This window comes from Robiginitalea aurantiaca (assembly GCF_030380815.1).
GTDB lineage: Bacteria > Bacteroidota > Bacteroidia > Flavobacteriales > Flavobacteriaceae > Robiginitalea > Robiginitalea aurantiaca.
In genome coordinates, this window is record NZ_JAUDUY010000006.1 from 54,946 (window position 1) to 77,604 (window position 22,659).

Genomic DNA, 22,659 nt, shown 5'->3' on the forward strand with positions numbered 1-22,659 from the left:
TGATAAAAGTACGGAATCAGGACGGTTTCATGGAACCATTGCAGCATACTTTATTTGATTCAAAGAACAGGGGCGCTCTTACATTAGCACCCGGCTTTCTCATGGCTTCAGGAGCGGAAACCCTAACCCATAGCTAAACTACCTTCCTATTAATTCCTTCAGGAAGGTGAATTAATCTTACTTTTGACAAACCCCCGTCATGAAAAAGGTTTTTTACAAGGTTCTTTTTGGTATTATCGACCTGCTTTCCTTGTTGCCATTCTGGATACAACACCGAATCTCAGACCTGTTGTTTATCCTGATATACTATATTGTAGGATATCGGAAAACACTGGTTTTAGAAAACCTGAAAAATTCCTTCCCAGAGAAGTCAGAAGCTGACATCCGAAAGATCAGGAGGGCGTTTTTCCGACATTTTTCCGATTTAATGGTTGAATCTGTCAAGAGTTCAACCATGGGACAGAAGGCGTTTCAAAAGCGATATTTTATTACGAATCAACACCTACTCGATGCCTATCACAAAACGGGTAAATCCATCATTATCCTATCCCCCCATACGGGGAATTGGGAGTGGATTTTTTCACTTGTGCCCAGAATTCCTTATGATGTATTCGCTGTATATCAGCGTCTTACAAACCCCTACATGGATGAGTACATCAGGCGTACAAGACAGCGTTTCGGAGCCGAGATGATTCCCACGACCAAGACTTTCAGAATCATAATGGGTGCTTTGCTTAAAGGCGATCAGTTTCTGACATGGTTCGCAGCAGACCAGTCCGCAAGGCCGGATAAAGCGATATGGGTTAATTTCCTAAATCAGGACACTTCCTTTCACAGGGGTTTCGAAGACCTGGCTAAAAAAACCGATCAGCCGGTTCTTTTCCTTGACATTAAAAAAGTGAGGCGCAGCTATTACGAATTGGAATTTCACGTGATATCGGACGATCCCAAATCGATGAAGGAGGGCGCAATCGTTACAGAGTTTGCCCGCCTTACTGAAAAAAGGATTCGTGAAAACCCGCCTTACTGGCTCTGGTCCCACAGACGCTGGAAACACAAAAGAGTTGAATGATTTCAGATCAGTAAGTCCTTTTCTGATCTGCCGGAACCCTTGACCGAACTGCCCAAATAAGTCGTAAATGTCTTTATTTTGAGCGACTTAAGTCTCATTTTTATCCTACATTTACGGCCACCTGTGATAAACGTATCATTCACAGGCTTAAAACCTTTAAAATCTTCAAAATTTTACCAACCATGAGAACATTTTCAAAATCGATCTTCACACTTCTGCTTTTTGCGTTTATCGCGGCACCGCTCTTCGGTCAGGAATCAGGTCAGGGCCAGCCCCCAAAAGAGAAATGGAGCCTGGTATCCACAGAGGGAACGGTTACTGAGATCGACAAGCAAACCCGAAAAATAACGCTGAAAGGTCCCGACGGGGAACTTGCTACAGTAACAGCCAGCGAAGAAGTAGAAAGATTTGATGAAATCGCCGTAGGTGATGTCATTACTTTTGAATACTACACCTACATGATGGCGGAATTTCGCAAGCCCACGGAAGCGGAACTGGCAGAACCCATAGTCGCTCTGGCCGAGGCTGGAAAAGCACCTGAAGGAATGGATCCCGGCGCTGTGGTCGGTGCGGTAGTCAAAGCGGTGGTAACCGTGGAAATTCTTAACCGGCCGAATATGTTGGCTACCGTTAAAGGCCCCAGAGGGAACTACCTTACCGTAGAGATGGAAGATGAGGCGCTAATGCGTAAACTCAATATCGGCCAGCAGGTTATCCTCACCTACGCAGAAGCGATGGCCATTTCCCTGAACAAAAAGGACGGACAGTAGATGAATCTGACCATAAAGTGAGTTATTCCTTTTCCTGTATTTGCAGAAATTAGAGTACTACAGGTCATTAAAACGCCAGAAAGTGAGAATCGCGGATTTTCCTTTCTGGCTTTTTGTTTTCAGATGACCTTCGGGCTTTTAGGCCATTTCCAACAGCCAAAAGTAGATTACTCGTTCCTAACCCCCGTCCTAAGCATCCTCATTTGGTCCTGGAATTTTGGACGAGTTCTCTCTTGTTGGATGATGTGATTCCAAGGCGCTGTTAAATTCAGGTTATCCCTATATTTGGTCAGAACAGTATCAGACAGTGGAGAATTTACTTTATATTTTTCTTTCGGGTATTGCCCTTACCACAGGAACTAATTATTTGTGGTTAGGAGTTATAAAGAAACGTTCTTTTACGGACGTTCTATTCGGCCTTTTTGCCTCAGCAGCTGGGGTATACTATCTGCTGACAAGTCTGGAAGGGGTACCTCGCCTCGTCATTCTTTTCTTTGCCACGATAATGTTTGTCCTCTTCCCCTGGTATTTCGCCTACGAGTCGGACTTTATAAAGCGTAAATTACTTTGGGTAATCACATTTTTGGGATTTGGCTATTACTTTTGGTCCGCCCTTTCTGCATACACTGAAATTCCACAGCTTACCCTTGTGTTCAGTTACGGGGTTTATGTCCTCTCGGCCATTTACGCATTGGGCTCTACCCATAACCTGAGGTTGCTTAAAAAAGAACCCGTTGGTCCGTTCATCGCCGTTACGATCTACTATATTGTTTGTATCCTTGAAGAAATAGCCTACAATGCCTTCGGCTTATCCCTCCCCTGGCGAAGGATTATAAACTTTTACTATCTGGACCTTTTTCCGGTGGTGCTCATCTCTTTTAAGATTTTTCTGATGGCCTACAGCCAACTTCAAAAAACGAGGTTGGAAGGATCCATCGCGATCTACCAGAACAATTTGAATGTCATTTTAAACCAGGCGGAACGCTATGTGTTAACCCTCGATGTGAAGGGTGAAATTTTGTTTGCCAACCCATTCTTTATAAACGCAGTAAGTCCCAAAACAAAGATTAAGCATGCTAATTTTCTCGATTTGCTAAGCGAGACAGATCGCGGTGTTTTCCAGAAAGAAGTACTTGATGCTAAAGGTTTTACGGGCAAAGTCATCGCAAGTCATAATGGTGCAGACCATCCAATTACAGTGTCCTGGAGTTTTGTAAAACTCAAGGATGATGCGGCGCGAAACATCATGCATATTACGCTATTCGGCGCGGATATAAGCGATCAGAAAGAAACGGAGCTTTCTTTAATCCAGGCGTATGAGGAACTTGAGGTTATGAAGAATAAACTCGAGGCTGAGAATCTCCAATTGCGCAATGAAAGCAGTTTTCAGGGTTCACGTGGACGGCTGGTGGGCGCAAGCCCAAATTTCAATTATGTCCTCAACCGGATTGAAGACGTAGCCCCTCTTGATGTCCCGGTTCTTCTGGAAGGCGAAACGGGCGTTGGAAAGGAACTCTTTGCATCGGCCATTCACGAAAAAAGCAATCGAAGTACAAAACCCTATATTAAAGTTAACTGTTCGGCGATTCCGGAAAACCTTCTGGAAAGCGAGCTCTTTGGATTTGAAAAAGGTGCTTTTACCGGCGCAGACAAACTAAAACGCGGAATGTTTGAACTCGCTGATGGCGGCACCCTTTTCCTCGATGAAATTGGAGACCTGCCCATGTCTTTGCAACCCAAACTTTTGAGAGCATTGCAGGAAGGAGAAATAAAGCGCCTTGGGGCCGAAAAGACGATGAAAGTTGATATCCGCCTGATTGCGGCCACAAACCTGAGCCTCCAGAAACAGGTTGAAATTGGCGAATTCCGATCCGACCTCTTTTATCGCCTAAACGTCTTTCCCATAACCATTCCTCCGCTGAGGAAACGCAAATCTGATATCCCGAGGCTTATCAATTCCTTTATAAAGACCTTTAATGAAAAATACGACAAACAGATAACTGAAATTTCAGGGAGTCTTATGAAGGACCTGACCGATTATTCCTGGCCGGGCAACATAAGACAACTTCGAAATATTATTGAACGTGCGGTAATCACCACCAGCGGCTCAATCCTGAAGCTGGCCGATCCCCTTCCGTTTACCGAGAAGGAGGATTCACGACCTGCCAAGGACAAATCGGGCCTTAAGAGCCTCGGGACCCTGGAAGATTTCGAACGGGGGCATATCACAAGGGTACTTGAATATTGTGATTGGAGAATATCTGGCAAAAAGGGTGCTGCCGAAATCCTGAATCTGCCCGCGAGTACGCTCCGTTCAAAAATGAAAAAGCTGGGAATAACCTCACCGGCCAAATCCTAATACACATATTCCACTTCATTTTTGCTTCTGATTCTGATCACGATATTTCGCGTTAAACGAAATATCGCTAACTCAGAATACGACTGTATTAAATCGCTAAAAATATTTTACTAGCGTATTCTTTTGTTTTTCAATTGCTTATATTTTTTCATAACGAATTCTTAAAAATTGGTACGGTCATTGGCTATGTCGGGGACAACCCCTTAGCGAATCTCAATATGTACCTATTTTTATTGCAGTTTGAAGTTCCCACGAACAAACTCTATGAATTCAACCTCGCCTTAGGCCGCCTCGTAAAATGGCCTGTATATGCCCTGCATAGGACCGGGGGCGATCAGCATAAGGAAAAATTTGAGATTCTGCGCGAATGGGACAACAGCGATATCATGAAAGCTGAATTGGAAAGTCAGGCTTTTGAAAACCTGAACGGGATGATAAAGGTCTTAGGGGAGATCACCCAATCGAAGATTTTTCATGTTTCGGAACAAAAAGATTTGCTTTTAAAGCACCATAATTAAGATAAAGAAACCCCCAAGAATATCAATTCACACATTTAAGCTAGCAAAAACAACAATTATGAGAAGAACACTGTTAACGGCGATTCTGCTCGTCTTTTTTATGAGCTTTGGAAGGGCACAGGAAAAGGGAAAAGCGGAATTCAAGGGAAAAATCGGAACGACCCTTGCGGAATCTGAAGAATATTGGCCGGAACCCGTTAAAGCACCCGAAGGGGCTCCCAATGTACTCATATGGTTGATCGACGATATGGGCTATGGGCATTCTTCGGCCTTTGGAGGCTTAACCCCCATGCCAACCATAGAGCGTCTGGCAAATAAGGGTTTGCGATATAACAATTTTCATACCACTGCCTTATGTTCTCCTTCCAGGGCTTCAATTGCAGCAGGTCGGAATCACCATAACATCGGAATGGGGTCACACTCTTTGACTGCCATGGGATTTCCGGGCTATAATGCCCACCCCCCGGAATCCGCCAAAGGATTTTCTGAGATTTTAAAAAGAGAAGGCTGGTCTACCATGTTTATCGGAAAATGGGACCATACGCCTCAATGGGAAAGCACGTTTTCCGGACCCTTTGACCGCTGGCCTTCAGGAGATGGCTGGGAACACTTTTATGGTTTTATGTCCGGCGACATGAACAATTTTAACCCGATCATGTGGACGGATCATACCCCCATGCAACCCAACTACGATCAACCGGGCTACCATGTAAATGAGGACATGGCCAATACGGCGATCAACTGGATCTCGATGTTAAAGGCCTCTGATCACGATAAGCCTTTCTGCATGTTCTGGGCAACCGGAGCCGTACACGCACCCCACCAAGCACCTAAAAACTGGGTAGAAAAGTTCAAGGGAAAATTCAGTATGGGGTACGATAAGGCGAGGGAAATTATCCTGAACAACCAGATAGAAATGGGAATTGTGCCGAAAGGGACAAAGCTTTCTCCTCGTGACGAAACCATTCCTGCATGGAATACCCTGAATGAAAAGGAGAAAGCACTCTATGAGCGACAAATGGAAGCCTTTGCCGGCCAGTTATCCTATACGGACTATGAATTTGGCCGTGTTTTGGACTACCTGGAAAATATTGGAGAATTGGATAATACGGTTGTCATATTCACTTCAGATAATGGGGGTTCCGGAGAAGGTGGTCTGCACGGAACTTTCAATGAAAACGGCTTCTTTAATGGCGTACCGAACATTCCTTACGAGACGAATGCCCAATACATTAACGAATGGGGCAATAAGGTAGGGGTTTGGCATGTTACTGCAGGTTGGACCCAAGCGGGTAATACGCCATTTCAATACTACAAACAATCCGCCCACAGGGGTGGAAATGCCGATGCTTTGGTCATTTCCTGGCCCGAAGGGATAGACCCGGCAAATAACGGGCAGGTACGTGATCAGTACCACCATATCATCGATATCGCCCCAACTATTTTAGAAGCTGCAGGGGTTGAGGCTCCGGAGGTGATCGATGGAGTGAAACAAATGCCTTTTGATGGTGTACCTATGAATTATTCATTCAATCAGCCAAAAGCCGAAGATACACGGACGGTTCAATACTATGAGCTCTTCGGGAACCGGGGGATTTATGCGGATGGATGGACTGCAGTTACGCTTCACCGGGGTAAAAGACCATGGGTTTTAAATGCCGAAGGGACTTTAGCGGATGATAAATGGGAACTCTATAATTTAAAGGAGGACTTTTCGCAAAGCAATGATTTGGCAGCCAAATATCCGGACAAATTGGAAGAACTAAAACGTTTGTTTGAAGAAGAGGCTCGAAAGAATAATGTGTATCCCTTAGATGGTGATGTCGGGCCTCGTCTGGCCAAAATGCAGGCACGTGCGGCGCCACAGGATAAAGAATTGGTCTACTGGCCACCCGCGGCGATCCGGGTACATGAATCCGTGGCACCACCTTTAAAGAACAAATCCCATGAATTGGTGGCAGAAGTTGAAGTACCTAAAGGAGGGGCTAACGGCATGCTGGTAACCGCCGGAGGAAGAACCTCTGGCTATGCCTTTATGGTCCTGGACAACCAATTGGTCTATGTTTATAATTATATAGGGGACCGTACGGTTATCATGTCTTCTGAAGATGTCCCTGAAGGGAAATCAGAATTAAAAATGGTATTTACAAGTACCGGACAATTCCAGGGAGATGCGGAGCTGTTTATCAATGGGAAAAGCGTAGGCAAAGCGCGAATTCCAAAAACAATCCCCGCTACCTATAGCATAGAAGAAACCTTTGATGTTGGGCAGGATACGGGTTCTCCAATCATCGAAGACACCTATGCCGTCCCATTTAAAAACGAATCGCTTCAAAAGTTAACGGTTCGAAGGTTAGACTAATGGACAAAATATAATTTCAACTCCTATCAATTAAATTAAGTCATCAAAATGAAAAACTATTTAATCTTACTATGCAGTGCATTCCTGATTTTTTCTTGCCAGCAAAAAGAGGACGCTTCTCAGGAAGAAGACCCGAGAATGGCTGGTTTTAAAGGGAAAATAGCTAAGACCTTTCAGGAGTCCGAAGAAGACTGGCCTGAAGTGGAAAGCTTTACCGGTAAGGAACCTAATGTCTTACTCATACTTCTTGACGATGTGGGATATGGGCAGCTCGGACCCTACGGAGGTTTGACTGAAACTCCGAACATCGATCGGTTAGCCAAGGGAGGGCTGGTTTTCAACAACTTTCATACAACTGCGCTTTGTTCGCCTTCCCGTGCCGCTATCCTGGCGGGCAGGAATACGCATTCCATAGGTATGGGATCTCACGCACTATCTGCCATGGGATTCCCAGGTTATGCGGGGCGTGTACCCATGGAAGCCCAAGAAGTGACGAAAATTGCCCAAAAAAGCGGCTGGTCAACATACGCATTGGGAAAATGGGATCATACGCCGGGCTTTCAGACCCATCAGGTAGGACCATTTACCTACTGGCCAACGAGTGATGGTTTCGATCACACCTACAATTTTATGGCTGCGGATGCCAATAACTTTACCCCGGTCATGTACGCCGGTCATGAGCCAATTGAGCCATCAAAAGGGAATCCTGATTATCACCTTTCGACAGATTTATCTGACAAAGCGACTCATTATTTAACCGGCCATGCGTCTATCGATCCAGACCGCCCATTCTTTATGTTCTGGGCACCCGGTGGTATGCACGCGCCTCATCATGCGCCCAAGGAATACATCGAGAAGTACAAGGGTAAGTTTGATATGGGCTGGGACAAAGCGCGGGAAGAAATCTTCAAACGCCAGATGGAATTGGGAATATTACCTCCCGGTTCTGTCCTGACTGAGCGCAATAAAGAAATCCCTGCCTGGGACTCCTTAACAGCAGATGAAAAACGGATGTATGCACGCCAGATGGAGGCTTTTGCAGGCCAGCTGGAGCATCTCGATATGGAAATTGGTCGTATGCTCGCTACGCTGGAACGCATCGGAAAGCTGGACAATACCCTCATCATCCTGACCTCCGACAATGGGGCCAGTGGGGAAGGCGGGTTATCGGGATCGCATAACGAAATGCTAATCGTAAATAGCCAGCAAACAAGACTTGAAGAGAATTTAGAGCGCTATGACGTATGGGGATCGGAAGCGACAGATAATCACTACCATGCCGGTTGGGCTTTGGCAGGCAATACCCCGTTCAAATACTTTAAGCAAACGGTACACAACGGAGGTATTAAGGATCCGTTGATCGTCCATTGGCCGGCTGGAATTAAAGGTAAAGGAGAGATCCGCAATCAGTATCACCACATCATCGACATTGCACCAACAATCCTGGAAGTGCTCGATCTGGAGTTTATGGAGGAGATCGATGGGATTAAGCAAATGCCATTAGACGGCGGAAGCTTCGCCTATTCGTTCAATGAGGCAGATGCGGCGGATCAACACACCACCCAGTATTACGAAATGTATGGCAACCGGGCCATTTACAAAGACGGGTGGAAAGCGGTCACCATCCACGGAAACCGCATGCCATGGGACTTTGCCGGAACCTATCCCTTCGAGGATGATGTTTGGGAGCTCTATAATGTGACTGAAGATTTCACAGAGTCCAACGACCTGGCCGAAGAGTTTCCTGAGAAGTTGGAAGAGCTAAAAGCGGCCTGGGAAGAGGAAGCCTGGAAGTACAACGTATTCCCATTATATGATGACTTGGGTGCAAGGTTTAGCAACGTGGCCAAAATCTATGCGCCTAAACGTAAAGAATTCATTTTCTATCCACCGGGGGCTGTGCGAATCTCCGAACCTTATTCGCCCCCCGTGAAAAACAAAAACCATAGCCTGACCGCTCACGCGGAAATTCCTAACGGAGGTGCCAGTGGAGTGCTTGTGGCTGCAGGAGGTCTTTATGGCGGCTATACTTTATATGTAAAGGACAACCGATTGGTTTACGAATACAATGCCTACAACGAGGATAGATTTACGATCCGGTCGAACACTACCATTCCAACGGGTGAAGTCGAGCTCAAAGCAGTATATGACGTGAATGAGGATAAGACCGCAGTGGTCACGCTTTATATAAACGGTGAGCAGGTGGGGCAAGGTCCAGTAAACCGGACACATCCCGGACAATACTCACTTTCTGAAACTTTTGATGTCGGAGAAGATACGGGTACCCCGGTCTCCAGGAATTATACACGTGAGAATAAGTTCAGCGGTAACCTAGACAGGCTAGTTGTTACTTTAAAATAGAAATAATACCTAATCTAAAGTAAAAGGCTTAAAACATAAAAGAATGAAGAAGAGTTTCGCTTTAATTGTTGCCCTAGTAACACTCTCTTATATTGGGTTTGCCCAAGAGATGCCTATTACAGGTAAAGTTAACACCCACATAGGGGAATTGGAATTTGATCATGGTGTGCCCACAAAGGAGACTACTGATAAGCTTTATTATGAGAAGGATTACCAAAGAGCAGTACAAGCCTATCTTTGGTCTTTACCTATTGTGGGGCAAGCCCAATGGCGACAGTCTTATTTTGATCTATATGACTTAAAGCCCAATCAATCGGTTTATGCAAAAGAATTTAATGATCGTTCGTTAATTCTCACAGCAAATGAGTCAACCCCATACCTTTTCACATGGATTAATGTAAAAGAAAAGGCCGTCGTTCTCGAAGTTCCACCTGGATCAATTATTGGCTTGTATATTGATTTTTGGCAGCGAGGTTTAACTGACGTTGGGCTTTTGGGAAGATATTCGGCCAATGGCGGGAAATATATTTTCACAGGACCTGACACTCCGCGGGATCAAATCCCATACATGGAAGATGTTACTTATATTGAATCAAAGACGAACAATATCTGGTCTGTGGTCCGCTTTTCAGGGAGTTTGGAAGAAAGAGAGAACTTAATGCGCTCTATGAGAACCTACTTCTGGGACGAAGAACCTAAAATGGACATCGTTCCAGCAGGAAACAAGCCTGGCAGAAACTACCAACCCAGGGGTATGGATTATTGGAAAATGCTACATGCCATTTTACAAGAGGAACCGGTAGATGAGCGTGACCGTTTTTACATGTATTACTTAAAGGATTTAGGAATTGAAAAGGACAAGCCCTTTAACCCTACTGCCCAACAAAAGGAAATTTTGACCGATGCAATCATTGTTGGAGAGGCTATGGCAAAAAGCATGGTCTTTCGCGAACGACTGCCTGGTGTTCTTCGAAAAGATGGTTGGAGACACGTAATGGGTAGAGTTGTCGGGTCAGAACCTGGTGATGCGTGGGAACATACACAAAGAACAAAATACTACGATAGATTGGATCCCCGCGCTCGATATACGTACGAAGCATGCACCATCTCCGAACGAATGGCTTTCGCAAAGGATGGCTTTGGGTTGGGTTATGGGGGTATGTTTTTGGATGCTGAAGGTGAGCCAATGAAAGGTGACAAGTCCTACGTAATGAGAATCGAAGCTGACCCCCCGGCAAAACTTTTTTGGGCCGTAACAATTTATAATACGGATACACGGTCTTTGATAATAACAGATCAGGAAAAAGCTGAAATTGGATCTGCACATGAGACTACTCAAGTCAATGAAGATGGTAGCACCTACGTTTTTGTGGGTCCTAAAGCACCCAAGGGATGGGAAAGCAACTGGATAAAATCTGTTCCCGGGCAAGGATGGTTTCCGTACTTACGGCTCTATTTCCCTACAGAAAGATTTTTTGATCAATCCTGGCCTTTTCCAAAGATTGTTCCTGTGGATTTTAAAGATTATGAGAAGTAGATAATAGAATTATGGCAAAAATGAACCTGAAAATAAAGAACATTGGACTGTTAATGATGCTAATGGGTACATTGCTGTATAGCGGCTGTATTGAAAAGAATAAAAACGAAAAAGTAGCAGAAGGGGTTGAAGAACAAACCTCTAAAGTTAGTCACCTACTCCCTCCTGCCAATCCCTTTTTAATTGCGAATAGCAGCTACCCTTCTGTACATTCCAATCCCGCTCAGAGCGACGTAACAAAATGGGCCACCTGGAATGAAAATGTAGATATTAAGGAAGAAAACACCCAGTGGTTGCCCTGGGTAACTTCCATAGGAACCGTTCACCGTCCCTATCCCAATGGAGAAGAAGCCTTGTTTGTCTCGGGCACGAACAAAATTGGTAAGATCAAGATCACCAATGGTGTTTTTGAATGGGTTGACGAAGTTGTGGTACCCGGATACGAATACGAAGTGCCTTCCGAGGACGCGATTAGAGCGACGGTAGATGAAATGATCGCTGGTGGAACGGATGAATCTAAATACCTACCGCCCTATGCCAATCACGTAAAAGCCATTAAGCAAAGTTCAGCCAACATTGGAAATGGTATTTACACCATGATGGACAATGAAGGGAACTATTTCTGTGGTTTTGGCACTTCAATCTTTAAGGTGAGCGATAAAAATCCCGGGGATGTCAATTCAGAGATTGAGATTGTAAAGGCCTTTGATGTAAAGGACGGGGTAACCCCTGAAGAAGCGAAACAAATAAGCAGAATATTCGCCCTGGGCATGACCTATGACGGTTATATAGCTGTTGCCATGCCCGGTATTATCGCCGTCCTGGACCGAAACCTCGAAAACATGCAATACATTATTCTCGAAGGTGAAGCGGTGGATAACGGCATTAGCATAGACGATACGGGCGGGATTTACTGTGTCACTTCAAAGTATATGCGCAAGATTGTATGGGATGGGAAGAAAATATCCGATAAAGAAGAAGACGGCGCATGGAAATCGCCTTACGATTATGTCCCCAACCCAAAAGCGCTTTCAAGAGGCTCTGGAAACACCCCCTCCCTAATGGGCTTTGGACCCGATGAAGATCATTTGGTTTTTGTAGCCGATGCCGGGGAAGACATTAGCGCTGTGGCTTTCTGGAGGGATGAAATCCCCGAAGATTTCGAGCAAAAGGAAGGCACTAAATCCAGGAGAATTGCAGATCAGATTAAACTCACTATAGACGTACCTGCCACCATAGAATGGTCACCGCATATTTACGGAAATGGGGTGATGATGATGGCCTCTGCATGGCCGGACCCTGTCTATGATGAAAATGGGAAACTCGCCATATTTGAAACCGTACTTACTGCGGGTATCACCAGAGAACCGCCCACAGGGGTCGAAAAATGGAGCTGGGATAAGGAAACCTATAGCCTGAAAAGCGATTGGACGTTGCAACGCGGTTTGCAATGGGCACTATACCCCGTGTCTGCCACCTCCAATACCGTTACCCTTACCATAGCTGAAGAAGGGAATTATTCGCTGCAGACGGTGGATTGGGATACGGGTAAGGAGATCTCGACAACCAACCTGGGCAACAATCCTATTTTTAACACAGCCGGAGGATTGTTTATTCCCATCGATGAAAACCGGATTTATATTACCGGGGTGATGGGACCTGTGATGATTCACAAAGAGTAAAGTATGCCAATGGAAAATACAATGGGTGTGGGTGGTTAGAACCGTTTAAACTATTTTTTTATGCTCAAGGAGCGTGTTGGTTCAATTATCTCCTGCACGTCCTCTTCGAGGTCAAAACAAATATCGATACATCCTACTTAGCAATATGCCAACTGGGTAAATCGTTCCGTTGGAAAGATTTAGCATCAATAATTAAAAACTTTCAAGTGTATCCTTTCTTTGGGTATTGGGGTGTTTTACCTTTTATTTTTTACGTTGAATTCAAAAACATCAGGTCTTGCATAATGTCCTACGACATCAAACATTCGTTTTGCTTTTACAATCTGTGTGAGATCAATATCTGCATATAAAATACCCTCTTCTGCCTCAAGCGGACCTGCTAAAATCTGTCCATTGGGAGCAATTATAGCACTGTTTCCAACATTAATCCATTCTCTTCCTTCTGGATAAAGTTTTTTAAACTCGTACTCTTCGGGTATATCATCTATTTTTAATGCCATACAAGTGCTTATGACAAACACCCCTCCTTCTCTTGCGATATGCTGCATGCTTTGGATCCAGTTTGGGCTTTTATCCCAGGTAGGAGAAGCCAATATCTGAGTTCCAAATTCGTAGATTGCATTTCTTGCTAATGGCATAAAATTTTCCCAGCAAATCAATCCTGCTATTTTTCCTGCTGAGGTGTCATAAGAAGATAAGGTACTCCCATCTCCCTGAGACCATATAAGGCGTTCTCCCCCTGTTGGTATTAACTTTCTGTGTTTACCCAGAATTAGGCCCTTGTCGTCTATAAAAAGTAAGCTGTTAAATAAACTGGCACTACTGGTTTCCGTATTGCGTTCATGCATTCCAATAACAACATTGACCCCAGCCATTTTAGCCGCTTCACATAGCCTTTTGGTAGCATCATCAGGTACGGAAACAGCATTTTCAACAAGTTTTAAATAAAGCTCACTCAAATCTGCTCCTTTGCTGTTTGGAATAAGCCATACCCAATCGGGATACCCGGATATAAATGCCTCCGGAAAAACGATCAGTTCAGCTCCGTTTTTACCTGCCTCCAATATCGCCTTACAGGCTTTTTCAATCGTTTCTTCTTTGTTTAGGAAAACAGGTGATAGTTGTGCCGCAGCTACTTTTATTTTTTTTGTCATCTGTCAGATTCTTTAATGAGCTGTTTGCATGGTTAGCAAAGATTCTACTTGATAGCAACTACGGCACTTGTTGGACCGGTTAATGGCATAATACGGGTTTGCCTAAACCCTGCTTCTTTTGCCCATTCGTTAAAATCCGATGCTGAGAAATCAAAACCCTGCTCTGTTTCTATGGCCATATTTAATGACATCATTAGCCCAAAGGCATTCTTATTTCGCTCATCATCAATAATGTTCTCAATAACAACAAATGCGCCTCCTTCGGGTAAGGCGTCATAGGCTTTTTTTATTAATATTAGTTTGTCTTCCACACTCCAGTCGTGAAGAATATTCCCCATGGTAATCACATCTGCCCGTGGTAATTCATCAACAAAAAAATCTCCTGACGCCACCACTATTCGATCACTTAATCCAAATCTTTCCACATTCTCCTTGGCAATAGGGCCTACTGGAGGAAGATCAAAAGAAGTGGACTTTATATGGTCGTTGTTTTTTGCAATATGTATCGAAAGATTCGCACCCGAACCACCAACATCACAATGGGTCTGATAGTCCGAAAAATCAAAATCATGGGCCAGCTTCATAAAATTTCCAGCCTGAACCCCGCCCATGCCATGAATGAATTCCCTAAGCCTGTCTTCATCGGCATAAATAGCTTCAAACAACGATTTATCCCCATTTTTCGTTTCATTTTGCGGTTTACCTGTTTTTAAACACGCTTCCAGGTCATTCCAAAAAGGATATAATCTATTGTTTGACATTTCGAGTATTCCACCTATGTAGCTGGGTTTGCCTTTGTCTAAAAAAAAGTCTGAGTCATCTGAATTACTATAAATAGCATGATCTTTTAATCCAACACGTTTTAAAAATCCCAATGCGACTAACGTATCGAGAAAATCGTACAGTGACCTTTCATGCAGCCCTAATTTATCTTGAATTTCCCTGCCTGATAGTCCTCCTTTGGCAAGATGTGTAAACAGTTCCATGTTAACGGCTGTGAGCAAAGTCTTTGACGCCCAAAAACCCATTCCAATTTGCATTATTTTAGAAGGGTTAATCTGATTTTCATTTGGAGTATCCATAAGATGATTGTTTAGGTATGTTTGTTTAATTTTTGCAACGGTTGGGGGGGACAACACAATCTCAGCGGACTAAGCGCCTGAGCGACAGACCCTGCTAATAATGCCGTAAAGAGAAAAGCAATCATTTTCTGTCTTCGTTCACTTTACCATCTTAAGGTAACAAAACTCTTTGAAATATCGGTATGATTGTGGTTCGGGATTGCCCCAAGCGGTCGCACCCAGGACAGCTGCCTGTCCGGGCAAGCATAAAACCCTAACAAACTTCGTTTGTCGGTTTTGTATTCCCGATCCGCTTATGAAAACAAGTTTTCAACGCGTCCTGGAAATACAAAACCCGCAACTTGCGTTGCGGGTTTCTTTTGCGGAGGAAGAGGGATTCGAACCCCCGGAGGTGTGACCCTCAACAGTTTTCAAGACTGCCGCATTCGACCACTCTGCCATTCCTCCATAAAATAAAGCGAACAAGTCGCCAATCAAAAAGCCTTATTCCTAAGGCGGCACAAATATAACAAAGCTTATATACAAAACACTACGGTTTTTACAGAAATTATTCGAAACAATGTTTATCAGTATCCCTGTGGTTATAGACAAAAATTCCGGATAGTTTTGACTATTTTCATATCTTCAGACACCCTAAGGTTAAACGAATGAAGCACTATAATGTAGCGGTTCTAGGTCCCATCCCCAGGGATCACATCACAACACATAAAGGTGAGATTATTGAAAAATACGGCTGTGCCACACACACAACTATTGGTCTTTCCCGCCTTTTAGGGTCTGCCGGGACGGTCTATCCTATTTCTCATGTACGCAAAATCGACAGGGAGCCCATTGAAGCTATTCTCAATGCGTATCCCAATGTGCAGACCAGTCACATCAGGGATCGTGAAGACCAGGGAGATGTGATCCGGCTGAAGTTTCTGGACCAGAACAATCGAAAAGAAACGCAGACCGGTTTTATGAACCCGATCATTGCGGAAGATGTTGCCGACCTTCTCCATTGCGATGTTTTCGTGTGTGTCCCGATTACCGACTACGAAGTGCCTCTTGAGACCCTCAAGTACATTAAAAAAAATAGTGAGGGGACGATTATTTTTGACGCCCACGGACCTACCAACACTGTGGATGTCCTGGGGGCCCGTCATATGCGATTCTGGATTGAACGCGATCTCTGGCTGCCCTATATCGATGTACTCAAAATGAACCTTGAGGAATCCCGCTGCTGCTGGTTCGAGAAAGAATACAAAATGTCGGAGCTCCAGCCCCTTCACGATGTCGATACGACTCATCTGGACGCTATGGCAGCACACGTGCTCAGCAAAGGTGTCAAGGCGCTTATCGTTACCCTGGATGCTGGCGGAAGTGCCGTTTATTTCATCGAGGAGGGTCGGATGAAGAAAGAAATTGTTCCATCCGTGCCGGTTAGTGATGTTGTGGATACAACAGGTTGCGGTGATTCTTTCGCCGGGGGGCTTGGCTTTGGACTTCTGAAGAATGCAACCGACTATGTCAGGGCTGCGCGGTACGCCAATGCCCTCGGAGCCCAGCGTACGCAGGGCAGGACTTTTGAGGTGTTTAAATCCCTGGAAGAAACCAACCTCATGATCCGGGAAACCTACGGAGACTGATCTCAAACCCCTGTAATCCTGACTTAAAATGCCATCTAAGGCAGGACTCCCCTTCTTCTTATTTTTGACTATTTTTGGGGGATTAATAAAAACCCAAAATGAAAAAACTGTTCTTTATTGCTGCGGCCCTATTCCTTTCTTGCAACGGGTCTCAAAAAGCAATTTCGGAAAACAACGCCCTGGCACCTGAAAAACCAGATGTTTCAAACCTGGCGGCATCCATATCTGAAGAAGAATTGAGAGAGCACCTTTACACATATGCCTCAGATGAATTTCAGGGAAGGGAAACCGGTACGGAAGGTCAGAAAAAAGCAGTTGCATATTTGCAAAAGGCCTATGAAGATCTGGGTATTCCTTCTGCCGTTAAGGATGGGAATTACCTCCAGAAGGTTCCCCTTGAAATGGCAAAATTACCCACAGGAACCATGTCCATTGGAGATCAAAATATTGAAAACGGACAGGGTTTTCTAACATTTACAGGCCTTGAGGGCGAGTATAGCTCCGTCATTTATTTGGGTTATGGGATTGAAACCGACTCGTATTCCGATTATAAAGGGGTAGATGTCCGTGGGAAAATTGTTTTGATGAAGGCCGGGGAGCCTAAGAATGATGATGGGACCTTCGTGCTTACAGGAACTACCGAGGCCTCAAAGTGGAGCAATGTATCGGAAGCCATAGAAAAGCGGACCGAAGTAGCCATGGCCAAAGGGGCCAAAGCCATACTATATGTTGACGCGGCTAACTATTCCCGTTACAACAGGTATTACGAGTATATGAAAGTAAACAACGGGGGGCGTATGGATTTGGCGTCCAGTGATGAGAAACCCGGATTGATCCTGCTCAAATCGGATTATGCCAAAAGAATATACCCGGATCTCGATCAGAAACTGGCTGCAAAAGTAATTCCTGCCAATATAAAACTGAATGTTCAAAGCAGGAATGACATGGTGGACTCAGAAAATGTGGTCGCCTTTATCAGAGGGTCTGAATACCCTGACCAATACGTTGTAATATCATCCCACCTGGATCATATTGGGGTAACCTCCAAAGGAGAAATCAACAATGGGGCCGATGATGACGGTTCCGGCACCGTTGCGGTCCTGGAAATTGCCGAAGCCTTTAAAATGGCCGCAGACGAGGGAATGGGTCCTAAGCGATCTGTGGTTTTCCTTCACGTAACGGGTGAAGAAAAAGGACTGCTCGGATCGAGATACTACACGGATGTGGATCCGGTTTTTCCGCTAAATCAAACCGTGGCTAACCTGAATATCGATATGATTGGACGGATTGATCCCAAGCGCGAAGGGGATCGAAATTACATTTATCTGATCGGTTCAGATAAATTGAGTACGGAACTCCACGAACTATCAGAAACGGTAAATGACACATACACCAAAATAGAACTGGATTACACCTATAACGATGAGAACGATCCGAACCGCTTTTACTACAGGAGTGATCACTACAATTTTGCGAAGAATAACATCCCGATTATTTTCTATTTTAACGGGACGCATGCAGATTACCACAGACCAGGGGATACTCCGGACAAAATCAATTACGATCTATTGAAAAACCGGGCACAGCTCGTTTTTCACACCGCCTGGGAAATCGCGAATCGCGATTCCCGCCTCACTGTGGACAAAGCTGCTAAATAACAGGGTTGTTACGAACTAAAAATCCCGCTCCTTACGGAAGCGGGATTTTTGTTTTTCTGGGTGGAAGACCGGGTTCGAACCGGCGACCTCTGGAACCACAATCCAGCGCTCTAACCAACTGAGCTACAACCACCATTTTTTGGGCTATAGATGCATTATAAACAGGAATACTGCCAGCCCTTAAAGTCAGCCCCAGACGAGAATTGAAGTTCACCGAAGGCGGAGCCAAAGGTACTTTTTTTTCGGTATTACATCAAAATAATTCTTCTTCAAATTTTAACCTCAATGCCTTGTGCCTATGAGTTACAAACACCCTTTATTTACCTGGTTTCTATCCGTATCAGATCCCCTAATCTCACCTAAATTATAGGCTAACAGACAAAAAAAGGCGTTTCACAACAATCTTTAGCCTGATTTCAACACCTGAAATACCTTTAGGGTTCATCCTATTGTAAGGTATGTATAGAATCCGCCTGATGTTGCGGAAAATTCGCAATACGAAATTTGTAGGTACGGGGGTCCTTTTATGGTGTCTTCTGGGCATGGGTCATGTGGTGCATTCACAATTTGACCGGAAAGAAGAACTGAAGACAAAGCTCCGGCTGATGGAAGAGCGATCCAGTTTTTCCGTTCAGGATACGGCTTATCTGGATCTATTGAACGACCTGGCTTTCGAATTGCGGTATTTCGATACAGATTCCCTGTACAGCCTCGCCAAAAAAGCCCTCAAACACAGTACAGACGCTAACTATGCGCCCGGTCAAAGTATCTCCTTAAAACAATTGGGGGACTACCATTCTGACCGTGGGGTAACCGATACGGCCCTGATTTATTACCGCAAGGCTATGGACCTGGCCAGCCAAAATGGCTCGGTGGCCCTTGAGCTAAGTCTTCTCAACGATATTTCAGGAGAGTTTGAATACCAGGGCGACTATGCCAAAGCCCTCGGTGGGTACCTCAAGGCCCTTGAAATGGCCATAGAGCAGGAAGATCTCCTGCAACAGTCCATCATTAATGAAAATATCGCAAACCTGTACGCGAGCCAGAATTACTACGATGAATCCCTTGAATATTATAAAAAGGTCAAGCGCCTAAATGATTCCATCGGGAATGAGATTGCCCAGGCAGAAACGATGAGTAATCTGGCCTCCCTCTACGGGGATATGAAGAAACTGGAGTACGCCATGTTTAATGTCAACCGCAGTATTGACATTTTTGAGAAATACCGAATAATGGATTGGCTCGCCTATGCCTATGAGACCAAGGGAAAAGTATATCTGAAGAAATACAACTACAACTGGGCATTGTACTGGTATCGCCAGAGCGAAATGCTACACCAGAATCTGGAGGACGATCGGGCCCGCATCGATCTGTACAATGGGTTGGCAGAAACGTATATAGGCCTGGAAAATGACAGTCTTGCTACGAATTACGCAGAGGACGCCTTCAGGATCAGCAAAAGCATCAACTTTGCGGAGGGGATTAAGAAATGTTCCAAAACCCTTTACGAAATCTACAGGCGGAAGCAGGATTACGCAACGGCTTTGGCGTATCATGAACTCTTTCAGGAATTGTCAGACACCCTGAGCCGGAATGAAAACAGGCAAAGCCTGAGTCTTTTGCAGACCAAAACGGAGTACGAGCAACAGAAAGAAACCCTGATCCGGGATAACGAAAAAGCGCTGGCTTCTCAAAAACGATATTTGTATGCAGGTTCCGGGCTGTTGCTGTTCTCAATACTGATTATCTACCTGGTTTACCGGAGTAAAAAACTACAGCAGCGCCTGACCCGGGAACTTGAAGCCAAACACGAAATACTTGAAAAACGCAAAGCGGAACTACAGGTCGAAAATGAGACAAAGGTGAAGCTCTTTTCGATAATCGGCCACGATCTCAGAGGCCCCGTTGGCGCCCTGAAAGAATTGCTCCAGATTTTTAAGGATGGTGAAATCAGTATTACCGAACTGGCGTCGTATATGCCCAAGTTACGATCCGATGTGGACCATATCTTTTTTACCCTGAATAACCTTGTATCCTGGGGATATACACAACTCAATGGCTCCACTACCCGACCTACCTCAATTCTGCTTGAAGGAATTGCGGCAGAGAACATCAAACTGCTGAATGAAGTTGCGGAAAACAAAAGCATAAAAATCGTGAGTGAAATTCCGGAGAACACACAAGTCTGGTCGGATCCGAACCAGGTGGACATCGTCCTGAGGAACCTTATCAGCAACGCCCTGAAATTTACCCCGGAAAATGGGATGGTCACCCTGAGTGCCGAGGAAAAGAACGACTACTGGATCATATCAATACGCGATACGGGCGTCGGAATGGATCGGCTTACCCTGCAGAAAATATTTCAGGAAGACACTACTACTACCCATTCCACCTATGGGACTGCCAATGAAAAAGGAACAGGTATAGGACTCTCCCTCTGCAAGGAGATGATTAAGAAAAATGGTGGTGAAATCTGGGTAGACAGCTTACTGCGGAAAGGAAGCACCTTCTACTTTACCCTGCCCAAGGCCGCCGGGTTATACAGCAAAGCCGTCTAAATCAGGTCGCCCAGGCTGTTGACCGCCGGGGTCCTTTCAACGGTAAAACCTTCCGCGTGTTCCACACCTATGAGCCTGCCCAGGTCCCGGGCGCGGTATCGGACACTATCCAGAAAGTTCTTGCTGCTTATAGGCGTTTCCGGTTCTTCACTATTGGGATCGAAAAACTGAGAATCGTAGGCTCTGATCGCTTCTAACTTCGATTCGATAAAACCACTGACATCCACAGCGAAGTCCGGTTCCAGGTTCTTCCATTGAATATAATGGTAAACGAATTTAGGCCTCCAGGGTTCCTGCCACTGATCATCGCCCTCCAACTGGGTATCTATCTTTACCAGGCCGCTTAGAAAACAGGCATTGCTGACAAGGTCACTCCCCCTACCATGGTCGATATGGCGATCCTCTATAGCATTACAGAGCACTATTTCAGGGCGATACTTACGGATTTGCCGAATAAGTGCAAGCTGGTGTTCCGAGTCGTTTCGGAAAAAACCATCCTGAAATTCCATATTGTCACGAACGGTGAGCCCAAGAAGTTCAGCGGCCTTTGCGGCCTCCCGTGTTCTGATTTCCGCAGATCCCCTTGTGCCCAATTCCCCACGGGTAAGGTCGATGACACCTACTTTTTTACCCAGGGAAATTTCTTTGGCAATTGTGGCCCCTGCTCCTAATTCGGCATCATCCGGATGCGCACCGAATACGAGAATATCTAATTTTACGGACATATAGAGTCTAAATTTTTGTCAGTGCTTCCGCCTTGAGGTTTTTGGAGTTTTCAAGTGCCTGAGCCAAGTCTGCCTTCAGGTCCTCGATTTCTTCTATTCCGGTTGAAAAACGAATAAGCCCATCGCGTATTCCGGTTTTTAACCGTTCTTCAGGCCTTAACAGGGCGTGAGAAGTCTCCGATGGCGCGAGTAAGGTACTCTCCACGCCTGCCAGACTCATCGATACCTTTACCCATTTCAGGGAGCGCATAAAGGTGTGCTGATCCACCTCAGGCGCAAGTTCAAAGGACAACATTCCTCCAAACCCCTGCATCTGGGCCTTTGCAATATCATGGCCTGGATGGTCCTCCAAACCCGGGTAATACACCTTGTCAATATCCGGATGTGCATTCAGAAAGCGGGACAACTCAAGCGCATTCTCGTTTTGAGCCCGAACCCTCAGGCCCATGGTCTTGATGCTGCGCTCCAATAGCCAAACGGTATAATCGCTTAAACTCCCGCCGAGGTTTTTGGCGAGCTGAAAGATGCGATCAATATGCGCTTTACTGCCGGCGACAGCCCCGGCACAAATGTCCGAATGCCCGCCCATGTATTTCGTTGCGCTATGTATTATTATATCGATCCCAAAGTCCGCAGGATTCTGGTTAACCGGGCTGGCAAAAGTATTGTCGATAAGCGTTGTTAGGCCTTTTGAGCGGGCCAAAGCCCCTATGGCCGAAAGGTCCGTAATGGTCAGCAACGGATTCGAAGGGGTTTCCAGGTAAAGGATACGCGTGTTGGGCTGAATGGCACTTTCAAAATCGGCCACCGCCGTTCCGTCGATAAACGTAAATTCGATCCCGTACTTCGGGAATTCTTCCACAATGAGGTTATAAGCCCCTCCGTAGATCTGTCTCGGTACCACGAGATGGTCTCCTTTGCTCAGGAAGGCCAGCAGGGAAGTGCTCACGGCGGCCATCCCGCTACCAAAAATCAAGGCTGATTCTGTGTGCTCAAGTGCGGCAATTTTCAGGCAGAGCGCCTCCTGGTTTGGGGTATTGAAATAGCGCGGGTATCGCTTGATATCAACGTCTTCATAATCATATGAGGTACTCATGTACAAAGGAGAAACCGCCCCTTTGAAGGTCTTATCCTCCAATTCCCCGATATGAGTGCAGATTGTATTCACACCCCTTTTCCCTTTTTTCATAAAT

At 45.2% G+C, this 22,659-nt stretch carries 15 protein-coding genes and 2 tRNA genes; 11 read left to right on the plus strand and 6 right to left on the minus strand.

What is annotated here, in order from left to right; translation table 11 throughout:
- Window positions 1-199: 199 nt before the first annotated feature.
- From QU605_RS11825 to QU605_RS11860, 8 genes are all read left to right on the plus strand, one after another.
- Complete coding sequence (locus tag QU605_RS11825) at window positions 200-1,072, plus strand: lysophospholipid acyltransferase family protein (RefSeq protein WP_289725530.1); 873 nt, start codon at window positions 200-202, stop codon at window positions 1,070-1,072.
- Window positions 1,073-1,254: 182 nt separating this feature from the next.
- Window positions 1,255-1,842 (plus strand): hypothetical protein, encoded by a 588-nt coding sequence (locus tag QU605_RS11830; protein ID WP_289725531.1) that lies wholly within the window; start codon window positions 1,255-1,257, stop codon window positions 1,840-1,842.
- Between the two features lie 307 nt (window positions 1,843-2,149).
- Window positions 2,150-4,201 (plus strand): sigma-54 interaction domain-containing protein, encoded by a 2,052-nt coding sequence (locus tag QU605_RS11835; protein WP_289725532.1) that lies wholly within the window; start codon window positions 2,150-2,152, stop codon window positions 4,199-4,201.
- A 218-nt stretch (window positions 4,202-4,419) separates the two neighbouring features.
- Complete coding sequence (locus QU605_RS11840) at window positions 4,420-4,719, plus strand: hypothetical protein (RefSeq protein WP_289725533.1); 300 nt, start codon at window positions 4,420-4,422, stop codon at window positions 4,717-4,719.
- Between the two features lie 58 nt (window positions 4,720-4,777).
- Complete coding sequence (locus QU605_RS11845; RefSeq protein WP_289725534.1) at window positions 4,778-7,081, plus strand: arylsulfatase; 2,304 nt, start codon at window positions 4,778-4,780, stop codon at window positions 7,079-7,081.
- Window positions 7,082-7,129: 48 nt separating this feature from the next.
- Window positions 7,130-9,442 (plus strand): arylsulfatase, encoded by a 2,313-nt coding sequence (locus QU605_RS11850; protein WP_289725535.1) that lies wholly within the window; start codon window positions 7,130-7,132, stop codon window positions 9,440-9,442.
- 43 nt (window positions 9,443-9,485) lie between these two features.
- Window positions 9,486-10,979, plus strand: coding sequence for a DUF1214 domain-containing protein (locus tag QU605_RS11855; RefSeq protein WP_289725536.1), 1,494 nt, complete (start codon window positions 9,486-9,488; stop codon window positions 10,977-10,979).
- 20 nt (window positions 10,980-10,999) lie between these two features.
- Window positions 11,000-12,661 carry a hypothetical protein gene (locus QU605_RS11860; protein WP_289725537.1) on the plus strand — a complete coding sequence of 554 codons (1,662 nt, stop codon included), beginning with the start codon at window positions 11,000-11,002 and terminating at the stop codon, window positions 12,659-12,661.
- A 236-nt stretch (window positions 12,662-12,897) separates the two neighbouring features.
- Here the strand turns inward: QU605_RS11860 and QU605_RS11865 are convergent, their stop codons facing one another.
- From QU605_RS11865 to QU605_RS11875, 3 genes are all read right to left on the minus strand, one after another.
- Window positions 12,898-13,815 carry a carbon-nitrogen hydrolase family protein gene (locus tag QU605_RS11865; protein WP_289725538.1) on the minus strand — a complete coding sequence of 306 codons (918 nt, stop codon included), beginning with the start codon at window positions 13,813-13,815 and terminating at the stop codon, window positions 12,898-12,900.
- Window positions 13,816-13,859: 44 nt separating this feature from the next.
- The gene (locus QU605_RS11870) at window positions 13,860-14,897 is read right to left on the minus strand and encodes a methyltransferase (protein ID WP_289725539.1); all 1,038 of its coding nucleotides are present in this window, start codon (window positions 14,895-14,897) and stop codon (window positions 13,860-13,862) included.
- A 362-nt stretch (window positions 14,898-15,259) separates the two neighbouring features.
- Window positions 15,260-15,344, minus strand: a tRNA-Ser gene (locus QU605_RS11875).
- Window positions 15,345-15,544: 200 nt separating this feature from the next.
- Here QU605_RS11875 and QU605_RS11880 point away from each other — a divergent pair.
- Window positions 15,545-16,525, plus strand: coding sequence for a carbohydrate kinase family protein (locus QU605_RS11880; protein ID WP_289725540.1), 981 nt, complete (start codon window positions 15,545-15,547; stop codon window positions 16,523-16,525).
- Window positions 16,526-16,623: 98 nt separating this feature from the next.
- Window positions 16,624-18,183 carry a M28 family peptidase gene (locus QU605_RS11885; protein WP_289725541.1) on the plus strand — a complete coding sequence of 520 codons (1,560 nt, stop codon included), beginning with the start codon at window positions 16,624-16,626 and terminating at the stop codon, window positions 18,181-18,183.
- A 58-nt stretch (window positions 18,184-18,241) separates the two neighbouring features.
- Here QU605_RS11885 and QU605_RS11890 read toward each other — a convergent pair.
- Window positions 18,242-18,317: transfer RNA gene (locus QU605_RS11890), tRNA-His, on the minus strand.
- 324 nt (window positions 18,318-18,641) lie between these two features.
- Between QU605_RS11890 and QU605_RS11895 the strand changes: the two genes are divergently transcribed.
- Window positions 18,642-20,741 (plus strand): tetratricopeptide repeat-containing sensor histidine kinase, encoded by a 2,100-nt coding sequence (locus QU605_RS11895; RefSeq protein ID WP_289725542.1) that lies wholly within the window; start codon window positions 18,642-18,644, stop codon window positions 20,739-20,741.
- On the opposite strand, the gene bshB1 is transcribed toward QU605_RS11895, so the two are convergent.
- The gene (bshB1, locus tag QU605_RS11900) at window positions 20,738-21,466 is read right to left on the minus strand and encodes a bacillithiol biosynthesis deacetylase BshB1 (RefSeq protein WP_289725543.1); all 729 of its coding nucleotides are present in this window, start codon (window positions 21,464-21,466) and stop codon (window positions 20,738-20,740) included. The two genes, QU605_RS11895 and bshB1, sit on opposite strands and share 4 nt — an antisense overlap.
- Before the next feature lie 7 nt (window positions 21,467-21,473).
- Window positions 21,474-22,655, minus strand: coding sequence for a trans-sulfuration enzyme family protein (locus QU605_RS11905; protein WP_289725544.1), 1,182 nt, complete (start codon window positions 22,653-22,655; stop codon window positions 21,474-21,476).
- Window positions 22,656-22,659 lie beyond the last annotated feature (4 nt).

Excerpts from the sequence above, each read along its gene's own strand:
- bshB1 (WP_289725543.1), bottom strand. The coding sequence starts at position 21,466 with ATGTCCGTAAAATTAGATATTCTCGTATTCGGTGCGCATCCGGATGAT.
- QU605_RS11845 (WP_289725534.1), top strand. The coding sequence starts at position 4,778 with ATGAGAAGAACACTGTTAACGGCGATTCTGCTCGTCTTTTTTATGAGC.
- QU605_RS11905 (WP_289725544.1), bottom strand. The coding sequence starts at position 22,655 with ATGAAAAAAGGGAAAAGGGGTGTGAATACAATCTGCACTCATATCGGG.
- QU605_RS11870 (WP_289725539.1), bottom strand. The coding sequence starts at position 14,897 with ATGGATACTCCAAATGAAAATCAGATTAACCCTTCTAAAATAATGCAA.
- QU605_RS11830 (WP_289725531.1), top strand. The coding sequence starts at position 1,255 with ATGAGAACATTTTCAAAATCGATCTTCACACTTCTGCTTTTTGCGTTT.
- QU605_RS11895 (WP_289725542.1), top strand. The coding sequence starts at position 18,642 with ATGTATAGAATCCGCCTGATGTTGCGGAAAATTCGCAATACGAAATTT.
- QU605_RS11880 (WP_289725540.1), top strand. The coding sequence starts at position 15,545 with ATGAAGCACTATAATGTAGCGGTTCTAGGTCCCATCCCCAGGGATCAC.
- QU605_RS11860 (WP_289725537.1), top strand. The coding sequence starts at position 11,000 with ATGAACCTGAAAATAAAGAACATTGGACTGTTAATGATGCTAATGGGT.
- QU605_RS11855 (WP_289725536.1), top strand. The coding sequence starts at position 9,486 with ATGAAGAAGAGTTTCGCTTTAATTGTTGCCCTAGTAACACTCTCTTAT.
- QU605_RS11850 (WP_289725535.1), top strand. The coding sequence starts at position 7,130 with ATGAAAAACTATTTAATCTTACTATGCAGTGCATTCCTGATTTTTTCT.
- QU605_RS11865 (WP_289725538.1), bottom strand. The coding sequence starts at position 13,815 with ATGACAAAAAAAATAAAAGTAGCTGCGGCACAACTATCACCTGTTTTC.
- QU605_RS11885 (WP_289725541.1), top strand. The coding sequence starts at position 16,624 with ATGAAAAAACTGTTCTTTATTGCTGCGGCCCTATTCCTTTCTTGCAAC.
- QU605_RS11825 (WP_289725530.1), top strand. The coding sequence starts at position 200 with ATGAAAAAGGTTTTTTACAAGGTTCTTTTTGGTATTATCGACCTGCTT.
- QU605_RS11840 (WP_289725533.1), top strand. The coding sequence starts at position 4,420 with ATGTACCTATTTTTATTGCAGTTTGAAGTTCCCACGAACAAACTCTAT.